Source organism: Empedobacter falsenii (assembly GCF_013488205.1).
Lineage (GTDB): Bacteria > Bacteroidota > Bacteroidia > Flavobacteriales > Weeksellaceae > Empedobacter > Empedobacter falsenii_C.
On the sequence record NZ_CP040908.1, the window covers coordinates 539,320 to 557,045 of the forward strand.

Consider the following 17,726-nt stretch of genomic DNA (forward strand, 5'->3'; position numbering starts at 1 on the left):
AAGTGATTAATTATATTTTAAATAAAATTTTCTACGGATTTCTAACGCTTTTTGGTGTAGTGACTGTAGTTTTTCTATTGTTTTCGGTACTTCCTGGAGATCCTGCTCGTATGATGCTCGATCAAAAAGAAGATCCTGAACAATTGGCTCAAATTAGAAAAAACTTAGGTTTAGATCAACCTTTGTGGAAACAATATGCTTTTTATATTAATGATTTGTCACCGATTTCATTTCATAATATTGACGAAAACAATACAACATATACTTCATTAAGTTCTGATAAATACAATTACACAAAATTGATGGATTTCGGAACAAATGAAATGGTTTTGAAAACGCCTTATTTACGTGAATCTTTTCAAAAACAAGGAAAAAGTGTCAGTACAATTATTGGAGAAACCTTGCCAAATACAATGGTTTTAGCAATTGCGGCCATTATTATTGCAACGATAATTGGGGTTGCGTTAGGAATTGTTTCTGCTTTGATGAAAGATACGTGGATTGATCGTGTTTTGTTAGTTGTTACGAGTTTTGGGATGAGTATTCCGTCTTTCTTTTCGGCGATTATCATTGCGTATATTTTTGCATTTTTGATGCATAATATTACAGGACTGAATATGATTGGAAGTCTCTACGAAGTGGATGATTTGGGAGAAGGAAAACATTTGATGTTGAAAAATCTTATTCTTCCAGCGATTACATTAGGATCTCGTCCGTTAGCGGTTTTTACACAATTAACGCGTAATTCGTTGTTAGAAGTTTTGAACCAAGATTATATTCGAACAGCTTTTGCAAAAGGACTTTCAAGAAAAACGGTGATTACAAAACATGCATTACGAAATGCACTTAATCCAGTTGTTACAGCAATATCAGGTTGGTTTGCATCGATGTTGGCAGGTTCTGTTTTTGTGGAATTTGTTTTTGGCTGGAATGGTTTAGGAAAAGAAATCGTAAATGCACTAAATACATTAGATTTACCAATTGTGATGGGAGCTGTTTTAGTTATTGCGGTGATGTTTATTGTAATTAATATTCTGGTTGATATACTTTACGGAATTCTAGATCCGCGCGTTCGCATAAAATAAATCAGGTATAATTTCGCAAGAAATAATTATCTTGCAGTAAATATTAAAACCAAAATCAAATAAAATACACTTTTTTATGCGTGATAGAATAGTAGCAGGAAACTGGAAAATGAACTTAAATTATGAAGAAGCAATTCATTTAGCAACAAATCTTAATGCTTGGGTGGCAGATAATCATCCAATTGCACAAGTTATAATTGCGCCTTCTTCTATTTATTTACAAACATTGTTAGAGGCTGTAGATGAGCAATATGTTAAGATTTCTTCGCAAGATATTTCTGCTCACGAAAAAGGAGCGTATACAGGAGATATTTCAGCAGAACAATTGGATAGTATCGGATTAGATTTCGCTATTATTGGTCATTCTGAACGTAGAGAATATCAAGGAGAAACAGATATTGTAATTGCTGAGAAATTAAAACAAGCTTTTAAACATCAAATTAATCCAATTCTTTGTGTAGGAGAAAAATTAGAAGAACGTGAAGCTGAGAAACATTTTGAGGTTGTAAAAACCCAATTAATGGATGCTTTAGTTGCTCAAAAACCAGAAGATCTTTCTCGTTTGATTATTGCTTACGAACCAGTTTGGGCAATTGGAACTGGAAAAACAGCTACACCAGAGCAAGCGCAAGAAATTCATGCATTTATTCGTAAAGTTTTGAATGATGAATTTGGCGTAGAAGTCGCGAATGATACAAGTATTTTGTACGGAGGAAGTGTAAATGCACAGAATGCGAACGAAATTTTTGCTCAACCAGATATCGACGGCGGTCTTGTTGGTGGTGCTTCACTAAAATATGATGATTTTGTGCAGATTATCGCTGCATGTAAATAAAGTTAATGACTCAATCGAAAGGTTGAGTTTTTTTATTTCCTTTTCTAATCTCTCTATTAATCAGTGTTATAATAGGTTTATTGTCTGATTTAAGAAAATTATAACATTTCTTAAGATTAATTAAGAGTTTTCGGAACAGTGTCTGCAAAGTTCTAAATGTACTAACTATTTAAAAAGTATCATTTTTAAACAAAACACATTTATTATGAAAAAATTGACGCAAGTATTAGGAGTCGTAGCAATAGGGTTAGTTTCTTTCTCTTTTACTACAAAAAATGAAATAAAAGTTCCTACAACAGAAATTACAAATAAGGTTGTAGAAGATGCTCCAAAAGTTGTTATTTTAGATATTGTAGATAATATCGCAGCAGATTCAGGAGCTAATATTGCAACAGAATTTAAAACAAAGTTAGAATCTTTGAATAAAGAAAATGTACAGGTTCTTTTATGGAAAGATTTAACTAAGGGGTTAAAAGAAGAAGAGAAAAGATCAATTATTGATAGTTTAAAACCTGAGTTAATTGTAACATTAAACTTTGAAAAAACTGATGATAATACAAATAAAGTTGCCGCAGTTGTTTTTAAACAAAATGTTGCGTTTAACGAAACAGTTAAAGTAGCAAAAGAGTTAACAGAAAACTTAAATTCAACAGCTGTTAAAAATGACGGAGTTTATCAAAACGAATCAAATTATATTCAAGATAATGCAGCTCCATCAATTTTCTTAAGCGTAAAAGTGAAGAATGAACCAACTTCTAACGCAGAAATTGTTGATAAACTTTCTAATTTCATCGAAACAGCGAAAGTTGAAGATGGCACAACTCCAGTTGAAACAACATCAGAAGTAGTAGTAGATTCAGCGGCAGCTACGGTAGACTCAGCTACAACAACAGTAGAAGCGGCGGTACAAGATGTAAAAGCAGCTACGAAAGATGCAAAAACAAAAGTAAAAAAATCTAAAAAATAGAATCCGTTTTTTCGAATATTTCATTTTTATTAATGAAGAAAAAGTAACATTTTGTAATGAAATGTTACTTTTTTTTGTTTTTAATTACAGATAACTTAAGTTTGCTCAAACACTTCCAATTCAATGTCAAAACAAGGTTACATCGCGCGTTATTTCAATATTGTTCGTAAATTATCACAACAAAAATATTGTTCTTATGAAGATTTAGAGCGTTTTTTGGAACGAGAATTTGAAATGCTTCAACTTAATGATGATACATTAGAGTTTAATTTCTCTAAACGTACATTGCAACGCGATATTCGAGAAATCAGAAATATATTGGGAATTGATATAATGTATAGTCGCAGTCAGCGTGGATATTATATTATTCAAGATGATTATAGTTCTGATTTATTTCTGAAAACCTTAGAAGAAATCAATAGTTTTTCTGCTTTGAAATTGACAAATTCGCTCGAATCGATTGTGTATTTGGAAAAAAGAAAACCAAAACGCGCCGAATTTTTACCAGATATTGTACAAGCAATTCAAGGAAAAAAGAAAATTGAATTTCATTATCAAAAATTTGGAGAGGAAAAAGAAACGATTCGTAAAGTTTCGCCAATTGCAATTAGAGAGCATAATAACCGTTGGTATTTGATTGCTGATGATAAAGGAGTTGTTAAAAATTTTGGTTTGGAACGAATGAATAAAGTTTCTATTCTGAAAGAAAAAATTGATGATAATATTGAGTTTAATTACGATGATAAATACAAGTATTCGTACGGGATTATTGTTCCAAGTTCAGAAAAACCAGAGAAAATAGTACTTTCTGTGACCAAAAAACAAGCAGCCTATTTAGAATCTTTACCTTTGCACGAATCTCAGCAAATTTTAGAAACTAAAGATGATGAAGTTTTAATTGGTTTAGAATTATTTTTGACCGAAGATTTTATCAGTGAAATTCTTTCTATGAGTCGTTCGGTTACGATTATCGAACCAAAAAAACTGAAAGAAAAAATCAAAACAATTTTAAATGAGACATTAGAGAAATATAATTAGCGAGTTTCAAATTTCAAAACTCGCTTTTTTTACATTTCTTCAAATTCTAAATCGAAATTCATTCCCAAAATAGCTTTACCAGTAACTTTTTCTCCATTTTCAGGATTGATTAAGCCAGCCATTTTTCCAGTTTTTTGTTTGGTAACCAAATCCAAAATCTGTTTATCAGTTAGTTTTTTACCCATAAACTCAAATGGAATTTTGAATCCACATTCTTTAAAGTTTGCACATCCATAAGCTGCTTTTCCTTTGACTAATTTATGTGTTTTACATTTTGGACAAGTTGCATTTTCCAGATTAATTTCTTCTTTTGGTTTGCGCTCTTTCTTTGGTTTTTCCTCTATTTGAGCTGAATTCTGATGAGAAGCAATTGGTCTGAAGTAACTATTTTTCACATCAAATGTCAATTTCGAAACCATTTCAATCAATTCTTGTTTGAATTGTTCTAATTCGTATTCACCTTTTTCAATCAAACGAAGTTTTCGTTCCCAAACACCAGTCAATTCAGGAGATTTTAATAATTCATCTTGAATGGTATCAATTAAATCAATACCCGTTTGTGTCGCAATTATATTACGTTTTTTCTTTTCGATGTATTTTCTACGAAACAAGGTTTCGATAATATTTGCACGCGTAGAAGGTCGACCAATTCCATTTTCTTTCATCAATTCGCGCATTTCTTCATCATCCACTTGTCGTCCAGCAGTTTCCATTCCGCGCAATAGAGTCGCTTCTGTATAATGTTTTGGCGGAGTTGTTTTTCCTTTGTGAATAAATGGTTCGTGAGGACCTTTTTCTCCAATCTCAAAAATCGGCATTATTTTTTCCTCATCTTTTTCGTCTTCCTTTTTATCTTTTGCATAGACTTCACGCCAGCCCATTTCGAGAATCTGTTTTCCCGTAGCTTTAAAATTTATCGCAGAAAGTTGTCCATCTTTTCCTGTATTTTCAACTTTTCCTTCAACCGTTGTGTTGGCAACTTTACATTCTGGATAAAAAACAGCAATAAAACGTCGTGCAACCAAATCATAAATACGTTTTTCTTCGTTCGATAAACCTTGTGGAAAGATTTCGGTCGGAATAATAGCGTGGTGATCGGTTACTTTTGTGTTATCAAAAACTGCTTTCGACATAGGAATTGGTTGCGTCATCAAAGGAGCAATCAAATTTTGATAAGCGGTTAATTTATTTAAAATTCCTGGAACTTTAGGATGAATATCTTCTGAAAGATAAGTGGTATCAACACGAGGATAAGTCACAAATTTTTTCTCGTAAAGACTTTGTATATATTTTAAGGTATTCTCTGCCGAAAACGCATATTTTTTATTCGCTTCTACTTGTAAAGCAGTCAAATCGAATAGGCGAGGATTTTTTTCGCGTCCCTCTTTTACTTCGAAATCAATAATTTCAAACTCTCGATCTTTGATAAAATCTAAACCTTGTTTAGCTTTTTCTTCAGATTTTAAACGAGGTATTGTTGCATTAAATTCTACTTCTTTGAAAATTGTTTTTAATTCCCAATATTCATCAACCACAAAGGCATTTATTTCTTTTTGACGTTGAACAATCATTGCCAAAGTAGGTGTTTGCACACGACCAATAGAAAGAACCGTTTTTGGCGGCGCAAATTTTTTGGTAAACAATCGCGTAGCGTTCATTCCTAATAACCAATCGCCGATTGCACGCGCTTGTCCAGCAGAAAAAAGATTGAAATATTTTTCTCCATCTTTCAGGTTATCAAAACCTTCTTTAATCGCTTCTTCTGTCAACGAAGAAATCCACAAACGCTTCATTGGTGCTTTTGCACGCGCTTTTAATAACACCCAACGTTGTATCAATTCTCCCTCTTGTCCAGCATCGCCACAGTTTATAATCTCGTCGACTTGATCGTTCGTGACTAATTTTTCGATGATATGAAATTGTTTCGAGACACCTTTATCTGCAATTAATTTAATTCCGAAACTTTGCGGAATCATTGGCAGATAATTAAGATCCCAGCTTTTCCACTCGGGTGTATAATCTTGCGGTTCTTTTAATGTACACAAGTGTCCGAAAGTCCAAGTGACCTGAAATCCATTTCCTTCATAGTATCCATCGTGCTTTTGATTCGCACCAATTACTTTGGCGATATCTTTAGCAACACTAGGTTTTTCGGCAATACAAACTTTCATAGCATTTATAATTATTGAAGTGCAAAAGTCAAAATAATAATTTAATTCTTAAAAAAAAATATAAATATGTATAATTATTGAATAAATTTGCGATTAGGTTAGTTAATGAAAAGATTAATAGTTTTTAAAATTAATAGGTTGTTTTAGGAATTTTTACTGTATTGTTGAAAATTAAGTTATCAATTCGGTAAAAAATAGTGTTGATTTTGAGTGAAATTGAAATTTAACGTGATAACAACGCAAAAAATTTAGAAGAATTAAAAAATTTTCACTTAATTTACACCCACATTAATAAAAATCATAATATTTAAAAGAATTAGTAAATGGAAAAGAATGTAACAGTACCAGCTAAAACTAAAAAGGGAGGTCTTAACCCTGTGATTACTATGATCATTTTAATTGCAATCGCAATGGGGATCTTCAGATTTGTATTTGGAGCAGAAGGTAATTTCGAAGGAGGTGATGTAGAAAAAGGTAATCCTTTAAACTTTTTAGGAATTATTCATAAAGGAGGGGTGATTATTCCATTCTTAATGTCTTTCTTCTTTATGGTAATCGTTTTCTCAATTGACCGTGTTATCGCTTTAAACAAAGCAAAAGGAACAGGGTCTGCTGAGAAGTTTGTAAATGACATTCGTGCTTTATTAAACAAAAATGAGGTTAACAAAGCAATTGAATTATGTGACAAACAAAAAGGAGCTGTAGGTAACGTAGTTAAAGAAGGTTTAACAACTTACAAAGCTTTAGAAAACGACACAACGTTAAACAAAGAGCAAAAATTAGCTCAATTAGGTAAAACGTTAGAAGAAGCGACTACATTAGAAATGCCAACGTTAGAGAAAAACATGACAATCATTTCTACAATTGCTTCTGTAGGTACGTTAATCGCCTTAATGGGTACAGTAATCGGGATGATTAAAGCATTCTTCGCATTAGGTGAAGGTGGAGGATCTCCAGATGCAGCTCAATTATCAGTAGGTATTGCCGAAGCCTTAATTAATACAGGTATGGGTATTGGTGCTTCTGCATTCGCTATTATTATGTATGCTTTCTTAACTTCTAAAATTGATGATTTAACATTCAAAATTGACGAAGTAGGAATGAGTATCCAACAATCTTTCTCTGCTCACAATTAATATTCAATTGACGAAGCCTTAGAAGGATAGTATAAGGACAAAATCAAACAACAAACAATTTAGAATATTAATTAATAATACAGAGAAAATGGCAAGAGTAAAACCAAAAAGAAGAGGTCCTTCGATGGACTTAACAGCTATGTCTGACATGGCTTGGCTTTTGTTAACTTTCTTTATTTTGACATCTAACTTTAGAGAACCTGAAGTTGTTCCTGTCGTAACACCAACATCTGTTTCGAACCAAAAAATGGCAGCTGAAAACATGATGATCATTAAAATTGATGGTGAAGGTAAGTTCTTATTCGGATTAGAAGAAAAGGATCGTATCGCAACATTAGAGAAGATGGGTGATAAGTACGGAGTAAAGTTTACAGATGCTGAAAAGAATGCATTCAAAAGCATAGTAGAGTTTGGTGTACCAATGAAAGAGATGAGAAATTATTTGAATCAGCCTGCTGATAAACAACAATCATATCATCCTGGTATTCCATTAGATACGATACCTGAGAAAAATCAAGAATTAATTGATTGGGTATTTGAAGCAAAAGAAGTGAACCCAGATGTTTTCTTAGCAATTAAAGGGGATCAAAAATCTGAATACAAACAATTCAAAAATTTGATTCAACAATTGCAAATGAAAAATATGAATAAGTTCCAGTTAATTACATCTCAAGAATAATTATTAAGAAATTAGAAAATGGCACAAATAGAAAGTCACGATGACGGTGGCGGAAAGAAAGTCCGTTCCAAAAAGAATTCGACGAAAGTCGATATGGCTCCTTTGGTTGATTTAGGTTTCTTATTAATTACTTTCTTTATGTTTGCAGCGACATCGATCAAACCAAACGTAATGAACTTGAACATGCCTCCAAAAATTGATACACCAAAACCAACAGATATTCCTGAAATTAAATTAGCAAACTCTTTGTCTATTTTAATTGGAAAGGATAACAAGTTATTTTGGCATCAACAAGATGAGGCAGGATTAAATGTAGGAACACTTAATGAAACTGACTACTCTAAAGTTCGTGATGTTATTACAGCAGCACAAGGTAGAGCAGATAAAGATAAGTTTACAGTAATTATTAAACCGATGGATGATGCCACGTATGATAATTTAGTAACTATCTTAGATGAAATGGAAATTACAAAGTCTACTCGTTACGGAATCGTACCTGTTGCACCTTTTGAACAAAAAGTGTTTGACGAAAAAGTAGGTAAATAATTAGTTTAATTGTTAAATTTAAAAGAATTAAAATGTCAGAAAATAACAACAAACTAAAATCCTTAGACGAGATAGTATTTGAAGGTAGAAATAAAGCGTATGGAGCTTATGACATGAGAATGTCAGAGAAGAGTACTTTATTGAAAGCTTTCATTCGTGGATTTATAGTAATTGCGATTTTAGCTTTTGGTCTTATTGCTTCTGCGACAGGTTTGTTTGAAAGTAAAAAGTCAGAAGATGTAGTCGTAGATGTTCAGCTTGAGGATTTGAATATTCCTGAACCTCCAAAAGAGGAGGAAGTAGTTGAACCAGAACCACCAAAACCAGAGCCAGAACAAAGATATCAAGAAGAAACAGCTCAGGTGAAAGTGGTTATGCCAGAACCTAAAGCTCAGCCTAAAAAAGAAGAAACCGTTCCTGAAGTAAAGGAAATGGCAGATAAAGATTTAGGTTTAGTAGATAGAGAAGGTCCAAAATCAACAACACAAACTGGTGGTGCTAATGAAGTAAATACTAAAAAAGAAGCACCAAAAGATACGCCAGCGACTCCTAACCCAGGAAAAGGTACAGAACCTGCTGCTCCATCTACAGTAACTGCTCGTACAGCGGCTGTAATGGCGGTATATCCTGGTTGTGAGAAAGATGCTGCAAAAGGTAAACAAGCTGCTACAGACTGTTTATCTAGAAAGTTATCTCAAGATTTACAAGACGAGTTGCAAGATTTTGCGAATGATGCTGCTGGTCAAGGTTTATCAGGTGTTGTAGCTGCAAAACTTTCATTCCAAATTGATACGAATGGTAGAATTGTAGGTATTTCTCCAATGGGTGATGCTAAATTAGGTCCTGAAGCTAAAAAAGCTTTAGAGCGTATTACACAACGTCAACAAAAAAGAGGAAAAACGATTGTTCCTGCTCAAACAGAAGATGGTCGTGCTGCGAAGTTGAATTTCAACATTCCAGTTAAAATGCAAATTGAGTAAGACTTAATTTCATATATAAAAAAGAGGCTAAAATTAATTAGCCTCTTTTTTTGTGTATAATTTTTAGAACACATTTTATGTTTTTAATAAAATCCGCGTTGGTTTTCTTTATCAGATTTGATAAAATTAAAAAGCATCTTCAATTGAATGAAGATGCTTTTTTGATTATAAGAGTTATTATTAATTTAAAACGTAAAGCCTTTTAATAAACTTGTGTATCGCTCAATTCCGTGTTCTATTTCTGATAAATAAATATATTCGTCAGGAGTATGAGAACGAGCAGAATCTCCAGGTCCCATTTTTACCGTTTCGAAATTCATCATTGCTTGATCTGACATCGTTGGTGAACCATAAGTTGTACAACCTAATTCGATTCCTTTTTGTACAATTGGATGATTTTCTGAAATGCGTGAAGAATTTAAACGCAATGAACGTGCTTTAACTTCTGCTTTTGGCAAACAACTTGAAATAATATCAACAACTTCTGGATTTGAATATAATTCGTTTACACGACAATCTACAACCAAACGACATTCATCAGGAACTACATTGTGTTGTTTTCCTGCTTCAATTTGTGTAACTGTCATTTTTACTGGTCCTAACATATCAGAAACTCTTTCGAATTGATAAGTTTTGAACCAATTCATCACATCAATTGCTTCGTAAATAGCATTTACACCTTCATTTCTTGCAGCATGTCCAGTTTTTCCTTTTACAATTACGTCCATCACAACCAAACCACGTTCTGCAATTGCCATGTCCATTTGCGTAGGTTCTCCTACAATTCCCAAATCGATTTTTGGTAGATTCGGTAAAATACTTGCAACATTCAATTGGCCTGAACTTTCTTCTTCAGCCGTAATTGCGACAATCAGATTAAATGGTAAATCATCATTCAAGAAATTGATATACGTTGCCAATAAACTTACCGCAGAAGCTCCTGCATCATTACTTCCTAAACCTACTAATTTATCACCTTCTATCGTTGCTTTCAATGGATCATACGTCCAAGAAGAACCAAATTTTACCGTGTCATGATGAGAGTTTAATAAAATTGTTTTTTTGTTCTCATCAAAATTTGGATGAATACTCCAAACATTGTTATTCTGACGATGAGCTGTAGCGCCATGATCAGTTAAAAACTTGAAAATAATATCGGCCGTTTTATCTTCTTCACTTGAAAAAGATTGAGTTTCGATTAATTGACACAACAAATCGACAGCTTTCTTTTTGAGAACAGCTAATTCTAACATAAAATTGTTTTAATCTCTGAGTTAATGTTGCGCGCGTGTACCAAACATACATTTTTTACACCCGCATTGATTACTTTGAATGAATTGTCTAATTTCGGAATCATTCCTTCGAAAATTACACCTTCTTCTTTTAACTGCAAATATAAAGTTTCGTTAATTTTTGGGATCAATGTTGTGTCATCATTTACATCATGAAGTACACCAATTTTATCAAAACAGAAATTTAACTCTACTTCATTTTCTTGTGACATTGCAACCGCAATTGTAGAGGCAATAGTATCTGCATTGGTGTTTAACAATTGTCCATTTCCATCATGTGTAATTGCACAAACAACTGGCGTAATATTGTTGTCAATTAATAATTGAAATAATTCTTTGTTGACGCTTTTATCATTCAAATCTCCTACAAAACCATAATCAATAGTTTTTACAGGACGCTTAGAACCTTTTATAGCATTACCATCTGCACCCGATAAACCTAACGCATTGCATCCAAATTCTTGCAATTTAGAAACGATAGATTTGTTCAAATTTCCTGCATATAATCCTGTCACAACATCCAATGTTGGTTTGTCTGTAATGCGACGACCTTCGATCATTTTTGGTTCGATTCCCAATTGATTTAACATCTTCGAAGCACCTTTTCCTCCACCATGAACCAAAATTTTTGGTTCTTTAATTTCGGAAAACGTTTGTAGGAATTGCTCTAAGTCTTGCTCGTTATCGATAATTCCGCCTCCTATTTTAATAATTTTCAACATTTTAATAAATATGTAAATTTTGTTTGCTTTTTTTTGGTGATACAAAAATATAATATTTAACTTTGCATCTCAGTATAATAACTGAATATCTTGTTGATTAATGGAAGAAATTACTGAAATTGTTCTTCTCAATTATGAGAGTAGCTTTCGCAATGAAAGCACACCTTTTGGTTCTCATATTTTACTTAAGTGTGATGACAAAAGGTCATCTTTTCTCAGTTCCTCTTTATTAATCGACTTTCCCTTAAATTATGTATGTTAGAATAGCAAATGCAGATGATGCCAAGTACACAGAATTGTTGTGCGAATGGTACGAAGAATCAGCTCGTATGAGAAAAACGGGTATTGCTAAACGAAATCCAGTTTATCTTGAACGCAAAATGCGTAATGGAAATGCTGTGATTGCTTTTGATGATGATGATCAAATAGCAGGGTTTAGCTACATAGAAACGTACGAAGAAGAAAAATTCGTCGTAAACTCAGGTTTAATTGTTCGTACAGATTTAAGGAGTTCAGGAATTGGACGCGAAATAAAACATGCTGTTTTTGAATTGTCACGTACAAAATTCCCGAAATCAAAAATCTTTAGTATTACAACTTCTTTAGCTGTAATGCGTATGAACACAAAATTAGGATACAAGCCAGTAACATTTTCGGAATTAACACAATCGGATGAATTTTGGAATGGATGTAAAAGTTGTAAAAACTTTCACATCTTGATGGAAAATGATCGCGAGCGTTGTATTTGTACAGGATTGGTTTATGATAACCTTGATGACGAGTACGCTAAGCGCGCATTGGCAAATCAATCAAAAAAAGAAGATGAATAAATATACGAACTAAGGTTTTTTTTTGTCTAAAATGAGTATATTTGCATAAAATTTCGAATAAATATTCAAAATGAGTAATAAAAAATACAGATTCCAGATTATAAAAGATTTAATAACAGATCAAGAAATAAGTAATCAAGACGAATTATTAAAAAAATTAATCGATTTAGATATCACCGTTACTCAAGCAACTTTATCGAGAGATTTACGCGAATTGAAAGTTTCAAAAGTTCCTAATAGTTCGGGACAATACATTTATCGCCTTACAGAAAGTGCTGCTCCAACGGCAACCGTTACACATAACGAAAATGCAAGTTTGATTTTCTCTAAAAATTTGGGAGTTATCAAAACAAAACCAGGTTATGCAAACAGAATTGCTTTTGAGATTGACAACACACATTTCAATACTATAATTGGAACAATAGCTGGAGACGATACAGTATTAATCGTAATGAAAGAAGAGAGTAGCCGAGAAGAGGTTACCAATGAATTAAGAAGAATTATTCCCAATATAAACAAATAAACAAGCAATGAGCAACAAAGCAGTTTTAGCTTACAGTGGAGGTTTAGATACATCGTACTGTTTGGTTAACTTAACAAAAGATCAAGGAATGGAAGTGCACACAGTAATTGTAAATACTGGTGGATTTTCGGCAGAAGAGTTAAAAGATATCGAAGCACGTGCCTACGAATTAGGTTCTTCTAAACACGTGACAATCGATATTACAGATAAATATTACAACGATTGTGTTCGCTACTTAATCTACGGAAACATCTTGAAAAATAACACTTATCCATTATCAGTAAGTGCAGAACGTATGTTTCAGTCAATTGCAATTGCTCAGTATGCAAAAGATGTAGATGCAGAATACATTGTACATGGATCTACAGGAGCAGGAAACGATCAAATTCGTTTTGATGTTGCTTTTGCAGTTATCTCACCACAATCTAAAATTATTACTCCAATTCGCGACGAAAAATTATCTCGTCAACAAGAGGTAGAATATTTACAAGCAAATGGTGTAAACTATAGTTGGGAAAAAGCTAAATACTCTATTAACAGAGGAATTTGGGGAACATCTGTTGGTGGAGTAGAAACATTAACATCTAACCAAGCGTTACCAGAAGATGCTTATCCAACACAATTATCAAGAACAGAACCATCTGTTATAGAAATTGAATTTGAGAAAGGTATTCCAGTAGGTTTAGATGGAGAAAAATTATCTCCAGTAGCATTAATTCAAAAATTAAACGAAATCGGTGGTGAATATGCAATTGGTCGCGACATCCACGTAGGAGATACAATTTTAGGTATCAAAGGACGTGTAGGTTTCGAAGCGCCAGCAGCTTATTTATTAATCAAAGCTCACCACTTATTAGAAAAACATACACTTACAAGATGGCAATTGTTGCACAAAGATTCGTTATCAAACTGGTACGGAACTTTATTGCACGAAGCACAATACTTGGATCCAGTAATGCGTGATATCGAAGCATTCTTAGAATCTTCTCAAAATCATGTAACAGGAAAAGTGAAAGTACAATTAAATCCTTATCATTTCTCAATGATTGGAATCGAATCGCCTTATGATATGATGCAATCTAAAGTCGCTACTTATGGAGAAGAAAACGAAGCTTGGGACAGTAGAGATGCAAGAGGTTTCATCAAAATATTCGGTAATCAATTAAAGATTGTTCATAGTTTCGATTAATTGATTCTTTAAAGTGGATTCTAACGAGTCCACTTTATTTTAGAAATATAGTAGAGGTATTATACCTTAAAAAAACACGCGCAAAACATAACAAATGACAAACAAAATTAACGTAAGCATTGTAGGAGGTGCTGGCTACACAGCAGGCGAACTGCTAAGAATATTGATACATCACCCGATGGTTAATATTTCGTCTGTGTACAGTACATCAAATGCAGGCAACCCCGTTACCAAAGTGCACGACGATTTGTTTGGAGAAACTGACATCGTATTTTCGGATAAAATAGACGAAAATGCTGATGTCGTTTTTTTATGCCTTGGTCACGGAAAATCGGCAGAGTTTTTACAAAACAATACTTACTCAGCCAACACAAAAATTATTGATTTGAGCAACGATTTTCGATTAAATGAGAACCACATTTTCGAAGATAGAACGTTTGCTTACGGTTTACCAGAATTAGACCGAGAAGCAATCAAAACAGCTCAAAATATTGCAAATCCAGGTTGTTTTGCAACGGCTATTCAGTTAGCATTGTTACCATTGGCAGTGAATAATGAAATCAAAAATGATATTCACATCAATGCTGTAACGGGTTCTACAGGTGCCGGACAAAGTTTATCTGCTTCTACGCACTTTAGTTGGCGAAATAATAACGTTTCTTTCTACAAAGAATTTACGCATCAACATGAAGGAGAAATTTACCAAACATTGAATCAATTAGAAAAAGATTTCAATAACAAAGTATATTTTTTACCAATGCGAGGAGATTTTGCGCGCGGAATTTTAGCAGGTGTTTATTTAAAATCTGATTTATCAGAAGAAGAAGCAAAAAATATCTTCAATGAATATTACAAAAACGAACCTTTTACACATGTTTCTGATGCTCCAATTGCTCTGAAACAAGTTGTAAATACTAATAAATGTTTTTTACACGTACAGAAACAAGATGATGTATTGTTAATTACTTCTATCATTGATAATTTAACAAAAGGAGCTTCTGGACAAGCCGTAGAAAACATGAATTTGATGTTCGGTTGGGAAGAAAACTTAGGACTTAATCTTAAAACGGTGGCGTTTTAAAGAGTTGTACGTTATAAGTAATAAGTTGTACGTTCTATGCAGGATTATAAGAAATTAAAAGTTTGGGAATTAAGTCACGAATTAACATTAGTGGTTTATCAAAAAACTTCTGTTTTTCCGAAAGAAGAATTATTTGGTTTGATATCTCAGCTTCGTAGAGCTTCAAGTTCAATTCCAACTAACATAGCAGAAGGATGTGGAAGATTTTCACAAAAAGAGTTATCGCAATTCTTAAATATTAGTTTAGGATCAGCCAATGAAACATCATACTTATTATTCTTATCAAAGGATTTAAACTATATCACCGCAGAAGATTTTCAAGATTTAGAAAATAAAATTGAGCAAATTAAAGCGATGTTAATCAAATTAATCCAAAAAATTAAAAACGTATAACTTACAACGTAATACATAAAACATAAACAAAAATGAAACTATTCGACGTATATCCATTAATGAATGTAACTCCGGTTAAAGCTAAAGATTGTATTCTTTGGGACGAGAACGGAAAAGAATATTTGGACCTTTATGGAGGTCACGCAGTGATTTCTATCGGTCACTCGCATCCATATTATGTTGAGAAATTAACAGAACAAATTAATAATATCGGGTTTTATTCAAACTCAGTAAATATCCCGATTCAGCAAGAATTGGCAGAAAAATTAGGAAAAGCATCAGGTTACGAGGATTATACTTTATTTTTAATCAACTCTGGAGCTGAAGCCAACGAAAATGCAGTGAAATTAGCGTCTTTTCATACAGGAAAAGATCGTGTAATTGCGTTTAAAGATGCGTTTCACGGACGTACTTCTGGAACAGTTGCTTTAACAGATAACCCAAAAATTGTTGCGCCTTATAATGCTCATCACAAAGTATCTTTCGTAGAATATAACATTGATGAAGTGAAAGAAGTAATCGCTGGAGGAGATGTTGCAGCAGTAATTTACGAACCAATTCAAGGAGTTGGAGGAATCATTTTACCTTCTGACGAATTTGTACAAGAATTAAGAAAAGTATGTACAGAAAACGGAGTGGTTTTAATCGCAGATGAAATTCAATGTGGTTACGGACGCTCAGGGAAATTCTTTGCACATCAACATTCTGGTATCAAAGCAGATTTGATTACGATGGCAAAAGGAATGGGGAATGGATTTCCAATCGGTGGTGTTTTAATTTCTCCAGAATTTAAAGCTTCTTACGGATTATTAGGAACAACTTTTGGAGGAAATCATTTAGCTTGTGCTGCAGCGGTAGCCGTTTTAGATGTGATTGAGCAAGAAAACTTAATCGAAAATGCAAAAGAAATTGGAGAATATGTTGGAATCCAATTAAATAAATTTCCAAAAATTAAAGAAGTTCGTGGTCGAGGATCAATGATTGGAATCGAGTTTGATTTCCCAATCGGCGAATTAAAAAATAACTTAGTTACAAAACACAATATTTTTGTAGGCTACGCTGGTACAAACGTTATTCGTTTATTACCACCTTTAACAGTAACAAAACAATACATAGATAAATTCATATCAGCTTTAGAAACTGAAATTAACATTATCATCAATGGATAAGACAGTAAAATTAGTATTCCAAGACGGATTAGAAATCGAAGGAAAATCTTTCGGTGCGTATACTTCTGCCGCAGGAGAAGTAGTATTCAACACAGCTTTGGTTGGATATAATGAAAGTTTGACTGACCCTTCTTACAAAGGGCAGATTATGGTGATGACAGCTCCAATGATCGGAAACTATGGTGTTCCAGATGATAAAGCAATGATTAATGAAATTGAAGCTTGGATGGAATCGAACCAAATTCAAGTAACTGGATTGGTTGTTTCTTATTATGCTGATGATTATTCGCATTGGAACGCTATTCAAAAATTAGGAGTTTGGTTAGAAAGTCAAAACATTCCTGGTATTTATGGTGTTGATACACGTATGATTACAAAAAAATTACGTGAGCAAGGTTCTACTTTAGGAAAAATTGTTGCTGATACAGATGTCGCATACTATGATCCAAATGAAGATAATTTAGTAGATCAAGTTTCTTGTAAAGAAGTGATTCGTTACAACGAAGGTGCTGATATTAAAATTGTTTTGATTGATTGTGGAGTGAAAAATAACATCATCCGTTGTTTTGTAAATCGTGATGTTGAGGTAATTCGAGTTCCTTGGGATTATGATTATTCAACATTAGAATATGATGGATTATTTATCTCGAATGGACCTGGTGATCCAGCTTTATGTGTTCCTACAATTAATAATATCAAAGAATCTTTGAAAGGAGATAAACCAATTTTCGGAATTTGTTTAGGAAATCAATTGGTAAGTTTAGCAGCTGGTGCATCTACTTTTAAATTAAAATACGGACACCGTTCGCACAATCAACCTGTACAATTAGTAGGAACAAAAAGATGTTTCATTACATCTCAAAACCACGGTTTCGCAGTAGATGATTCGAAATTACCAGAAGGATTTAAAACATTCTTTACGAACTTAAATGATGGAACATGTGAAGGAATTCGTCACGAATCAAAACCAATTTTTACAGTTCAATTCCACCCAGAAGCAATGGGAGGACCAGTTGATACAGAATATTTATTTGATGAGTTCATCGAAGAAGTAAAAAAATATAAAAACGCTAACGCATAATCAGAATCA

At 33.1% G+C, this 17,726-nt stretch carries 18 protein-coding genes; 15 read left to right on the forward strand and 3 right to left on the reverse strand.

Going from position 1 to position 17,726, the window contains the following annotated elements:
- Positions 1-2: 2 nt before the first annotated feature.
- The 4 genes from FH779_RS02600 to FH779_RS02615 all read left to right on the forward strand — a co-directional run bounded on the left by FH779_RS02600 (position 3) and on the right by FH779_RS02615 (position 3,925).
- Positions 3-1,085, forward strand: a complete 1,083-nt coding sequence (locus FH779_RS02600) for an ABC transporter permease (RefSeq protein ID WP_180905944.1) — start codon at positions 3-5, stop codon at positions 1,083-1,085.
- Between the two features lie 76 nt (positions 1,086-1,161).
- Positions 1,162-1,920: a triose-phosphate isomerase gene (gene tpiA, locus FH779_RS02605; protein WP_180905945.1), complete on the forward strand. Its 759-nt coding sequence runs from the start codon at positions 1,162-1,164 to the stop codon at positions 1,918-1,920.
- Positions 1,921-2,125: 205 nt separating this feature from the next.
- Positions 2,126-2,887, forward strand: coding sequence for a hypothetical protein (locus FH779_RS02610; protein ID WP_180905946.1), 762 nt, complete (start codon positions 2,126-2,128; stop codon positions 2,885-2,887).
- A gap of 123 nt (positions 2,888-3,010) precedes the next feature.
- Complete coding sequence (locus tag FH779_RS02615; RefSeq protein ID WP_180905947.1) at positions 3,011-3,925, forward strand: helix-turn-helix transcriptional regulator; 915 nt, start codon at positions 3,011-3,013, stop codon at positions 3,923-3,925.
- 29 nt (positions 3,926-3,954) lie between these two features.
- On the opposite strand, the gene FH779_RS02620 is transcribed toward FH779_RS02615, so the two are convergent.
- A complete protein-coding gene (locus tag FH779_RS02620; RefSeq protein WP_180905948.1) occupies positions 3,955-6,096 on the reverse strand; it encodes a type IA DNA topoisomerase in 2,142 nt (713 codons plus the stop codon).
- 323 nt (positions 6,097-6,419) lie between these two features.
- On the opposite strand from FH779_RS02620, the gene FH779_RS02625 reads away from it, so the two are divergent.
- From FH779_RS02625 to FH779_RS02640, 4 genes are all read left to right on the forward strand, one after another.
- Entirely contained in the window at positions 6,420-7,232 is an 813-nt protein-coding gene (locus FH779_RS02625) for a MotA/TolQ/ExbB proton channel family protein (RefSeq protein WP_180905949.1), read from the forward strand.
- A gap of 88 nt (positions 7,233-7,320) precedes the next feature.
- The gene (locus FH779_RS02630; protein ID WP_180905950.1) at positions 7,321-7,911 is read left to right on the forward strand and encodes a biopolymer transporter ExbD; all 591 of its coding nucleotides are present in this window, start codon (positions 7,321-7,323) and stop codon (positions 7,909-7,911) included.
- An 18-nt stretch (positions 7,912-7,929) separates the two neighbouring features.
- The gene (locus FH779_RS02635) at positions 7,930-8,457 is read left to right on the forward strand and encodes an ExbD/TolR family protein (protein WP_180905951.1); all 528 of its coding nucleotides are present in this window, start codon (positions 7,930-7,932) and stop codon (positions 8,455-8,457) included.
- Positions 8,458-8,489: 32 nt separating this feature from the next.
- Positions 8,490-9,437, forward strand: a complete 948-nt coding sequence (locus FH779_RS02640) for a hypothetical protein (protein WP_180905952.1) — start codon at positions 8,490-8,492, stop codon at positions 9,435-9,437.
- 185 nt (positions 9,438-9,622) lie between these two features.
- Here the strand turns inward: FH779_RS02640 and FH779_RS02645 are convergent, their stop codons facing one another.
- Positions 9,623-10,690, reverse strand: coding sequence for a M20 family metallo-hydrolase (locus FH779_RS02645; RefSeq protein WP_180905953.1), 1,068 nt, complete (start codon positions 10,688-10,690; stop codon positions 9,623-9,625).
- Positions 10,684-11,451, reverse strand: a complete 768-nt coding sequence (gene argB, locus FH779_RS02650; protein ID WP_180905954.1) for an acetylglutamate kinase — start codon at positions 11,449-11,451, stop codon at positions 10,684-10,686. Before argB ends, FH779_RS02645 begins: the two co-directional genes overlap by 7 nt.
- A 251-nt stretch (positions 11,452-11,702) precedes the next feature.
- Here argB and FH779_RS02655 point away from each other — a divergent pair, with 251 nt between their 5' ends.
- From FH779_RS02655 to carA, 7 genes are all read left to right on the forward strand, one after another.
- A complete protein-coding gene (locus FH779_RS02655; protein ID WP_180905955.1) occupies positions 11,703-12,281 on the forward strand; it encodes a GNAT family N-acetyltransferase in 579 nt (192 codons plus the stop codon).
- Positions 12,282-12,351: 70 nt separating this feature from the next.
- Entirely contained in the window at positions 12,352-12,804 is a 453-nt protein-coding gene (locus FH779_RS02660) for an arginine repressor (protein ID WP_180905956.1), read from the forward strand.
- 7 nt (positions 12,805-12,811) lie between these two features.
- Positions 12,812-13,993 carry an argininosuccinate synthase gene (gene argG, locus FH779_RS02665; RefSeq protein ID WP_180905957.1) on the forward strand — a complete coding sequence of 394 codons (1,182 nt, stop codon included), beginning with the start codon at positions 12,812-12,814 and terminating at the stop codon, positions 13,991-13,993.
- Between the two features lie 94 nt (positions 13,994-14,087).
- Positions 14,088-15,074, forward strand: a complete 987-nt coding sequence (gene argC / locus FH779_RS02670; RefSeq protein ID WP_180905958.1) for an N-acetyl-gamma-glutamyl-phosphate reductase — start codon at positions 14,088-14,090, stop codon at positions 15,072-15,074.
- A gap of 36 nt (positions 15,075-15,110) precedes the next feature.
- Positions 15,111-15,467: a four helix bundle protein gene (locus FH779_RS02675; protein ID WP_180905959.1), complete on the forward strand. Its 357-nt coding sequence runs from the start codon at positions 15,111-15,113 to the stop codon at positions 15,465-15,467.
- A 32-nt stretch (positions 15,468-15,499) separates the two neighbouring features.
- On the forward strand, positions 15,500-16,636 hold the full coding sequence (locus tag FH779_RS02680; protein WP_180905960.1) for an aspartate aminotransferase family protein: 1,137 nt from the start codon (positions 15,500-15,502) through the stop codon (positions 16,634-16,636).
- Positions 16,629-17,717, forward strand: coding sequence for a glutamine-hydrolyzing carbamoyl-phosphate synthase small subunit (gene carA, locus FH779_RS02685; RefSeq protein ID WP_114999100.1), 1,089 nt, complete (start codon positions 16,629-16,631; stop codon positions 17,715-17,717). The genes FH779_RS02680 and carA overlap by 8 nt, the downstream gene beginning before the upstream one ends.
- Positions 17,718-17,726 lie beyond the last annotated feature (9 nt).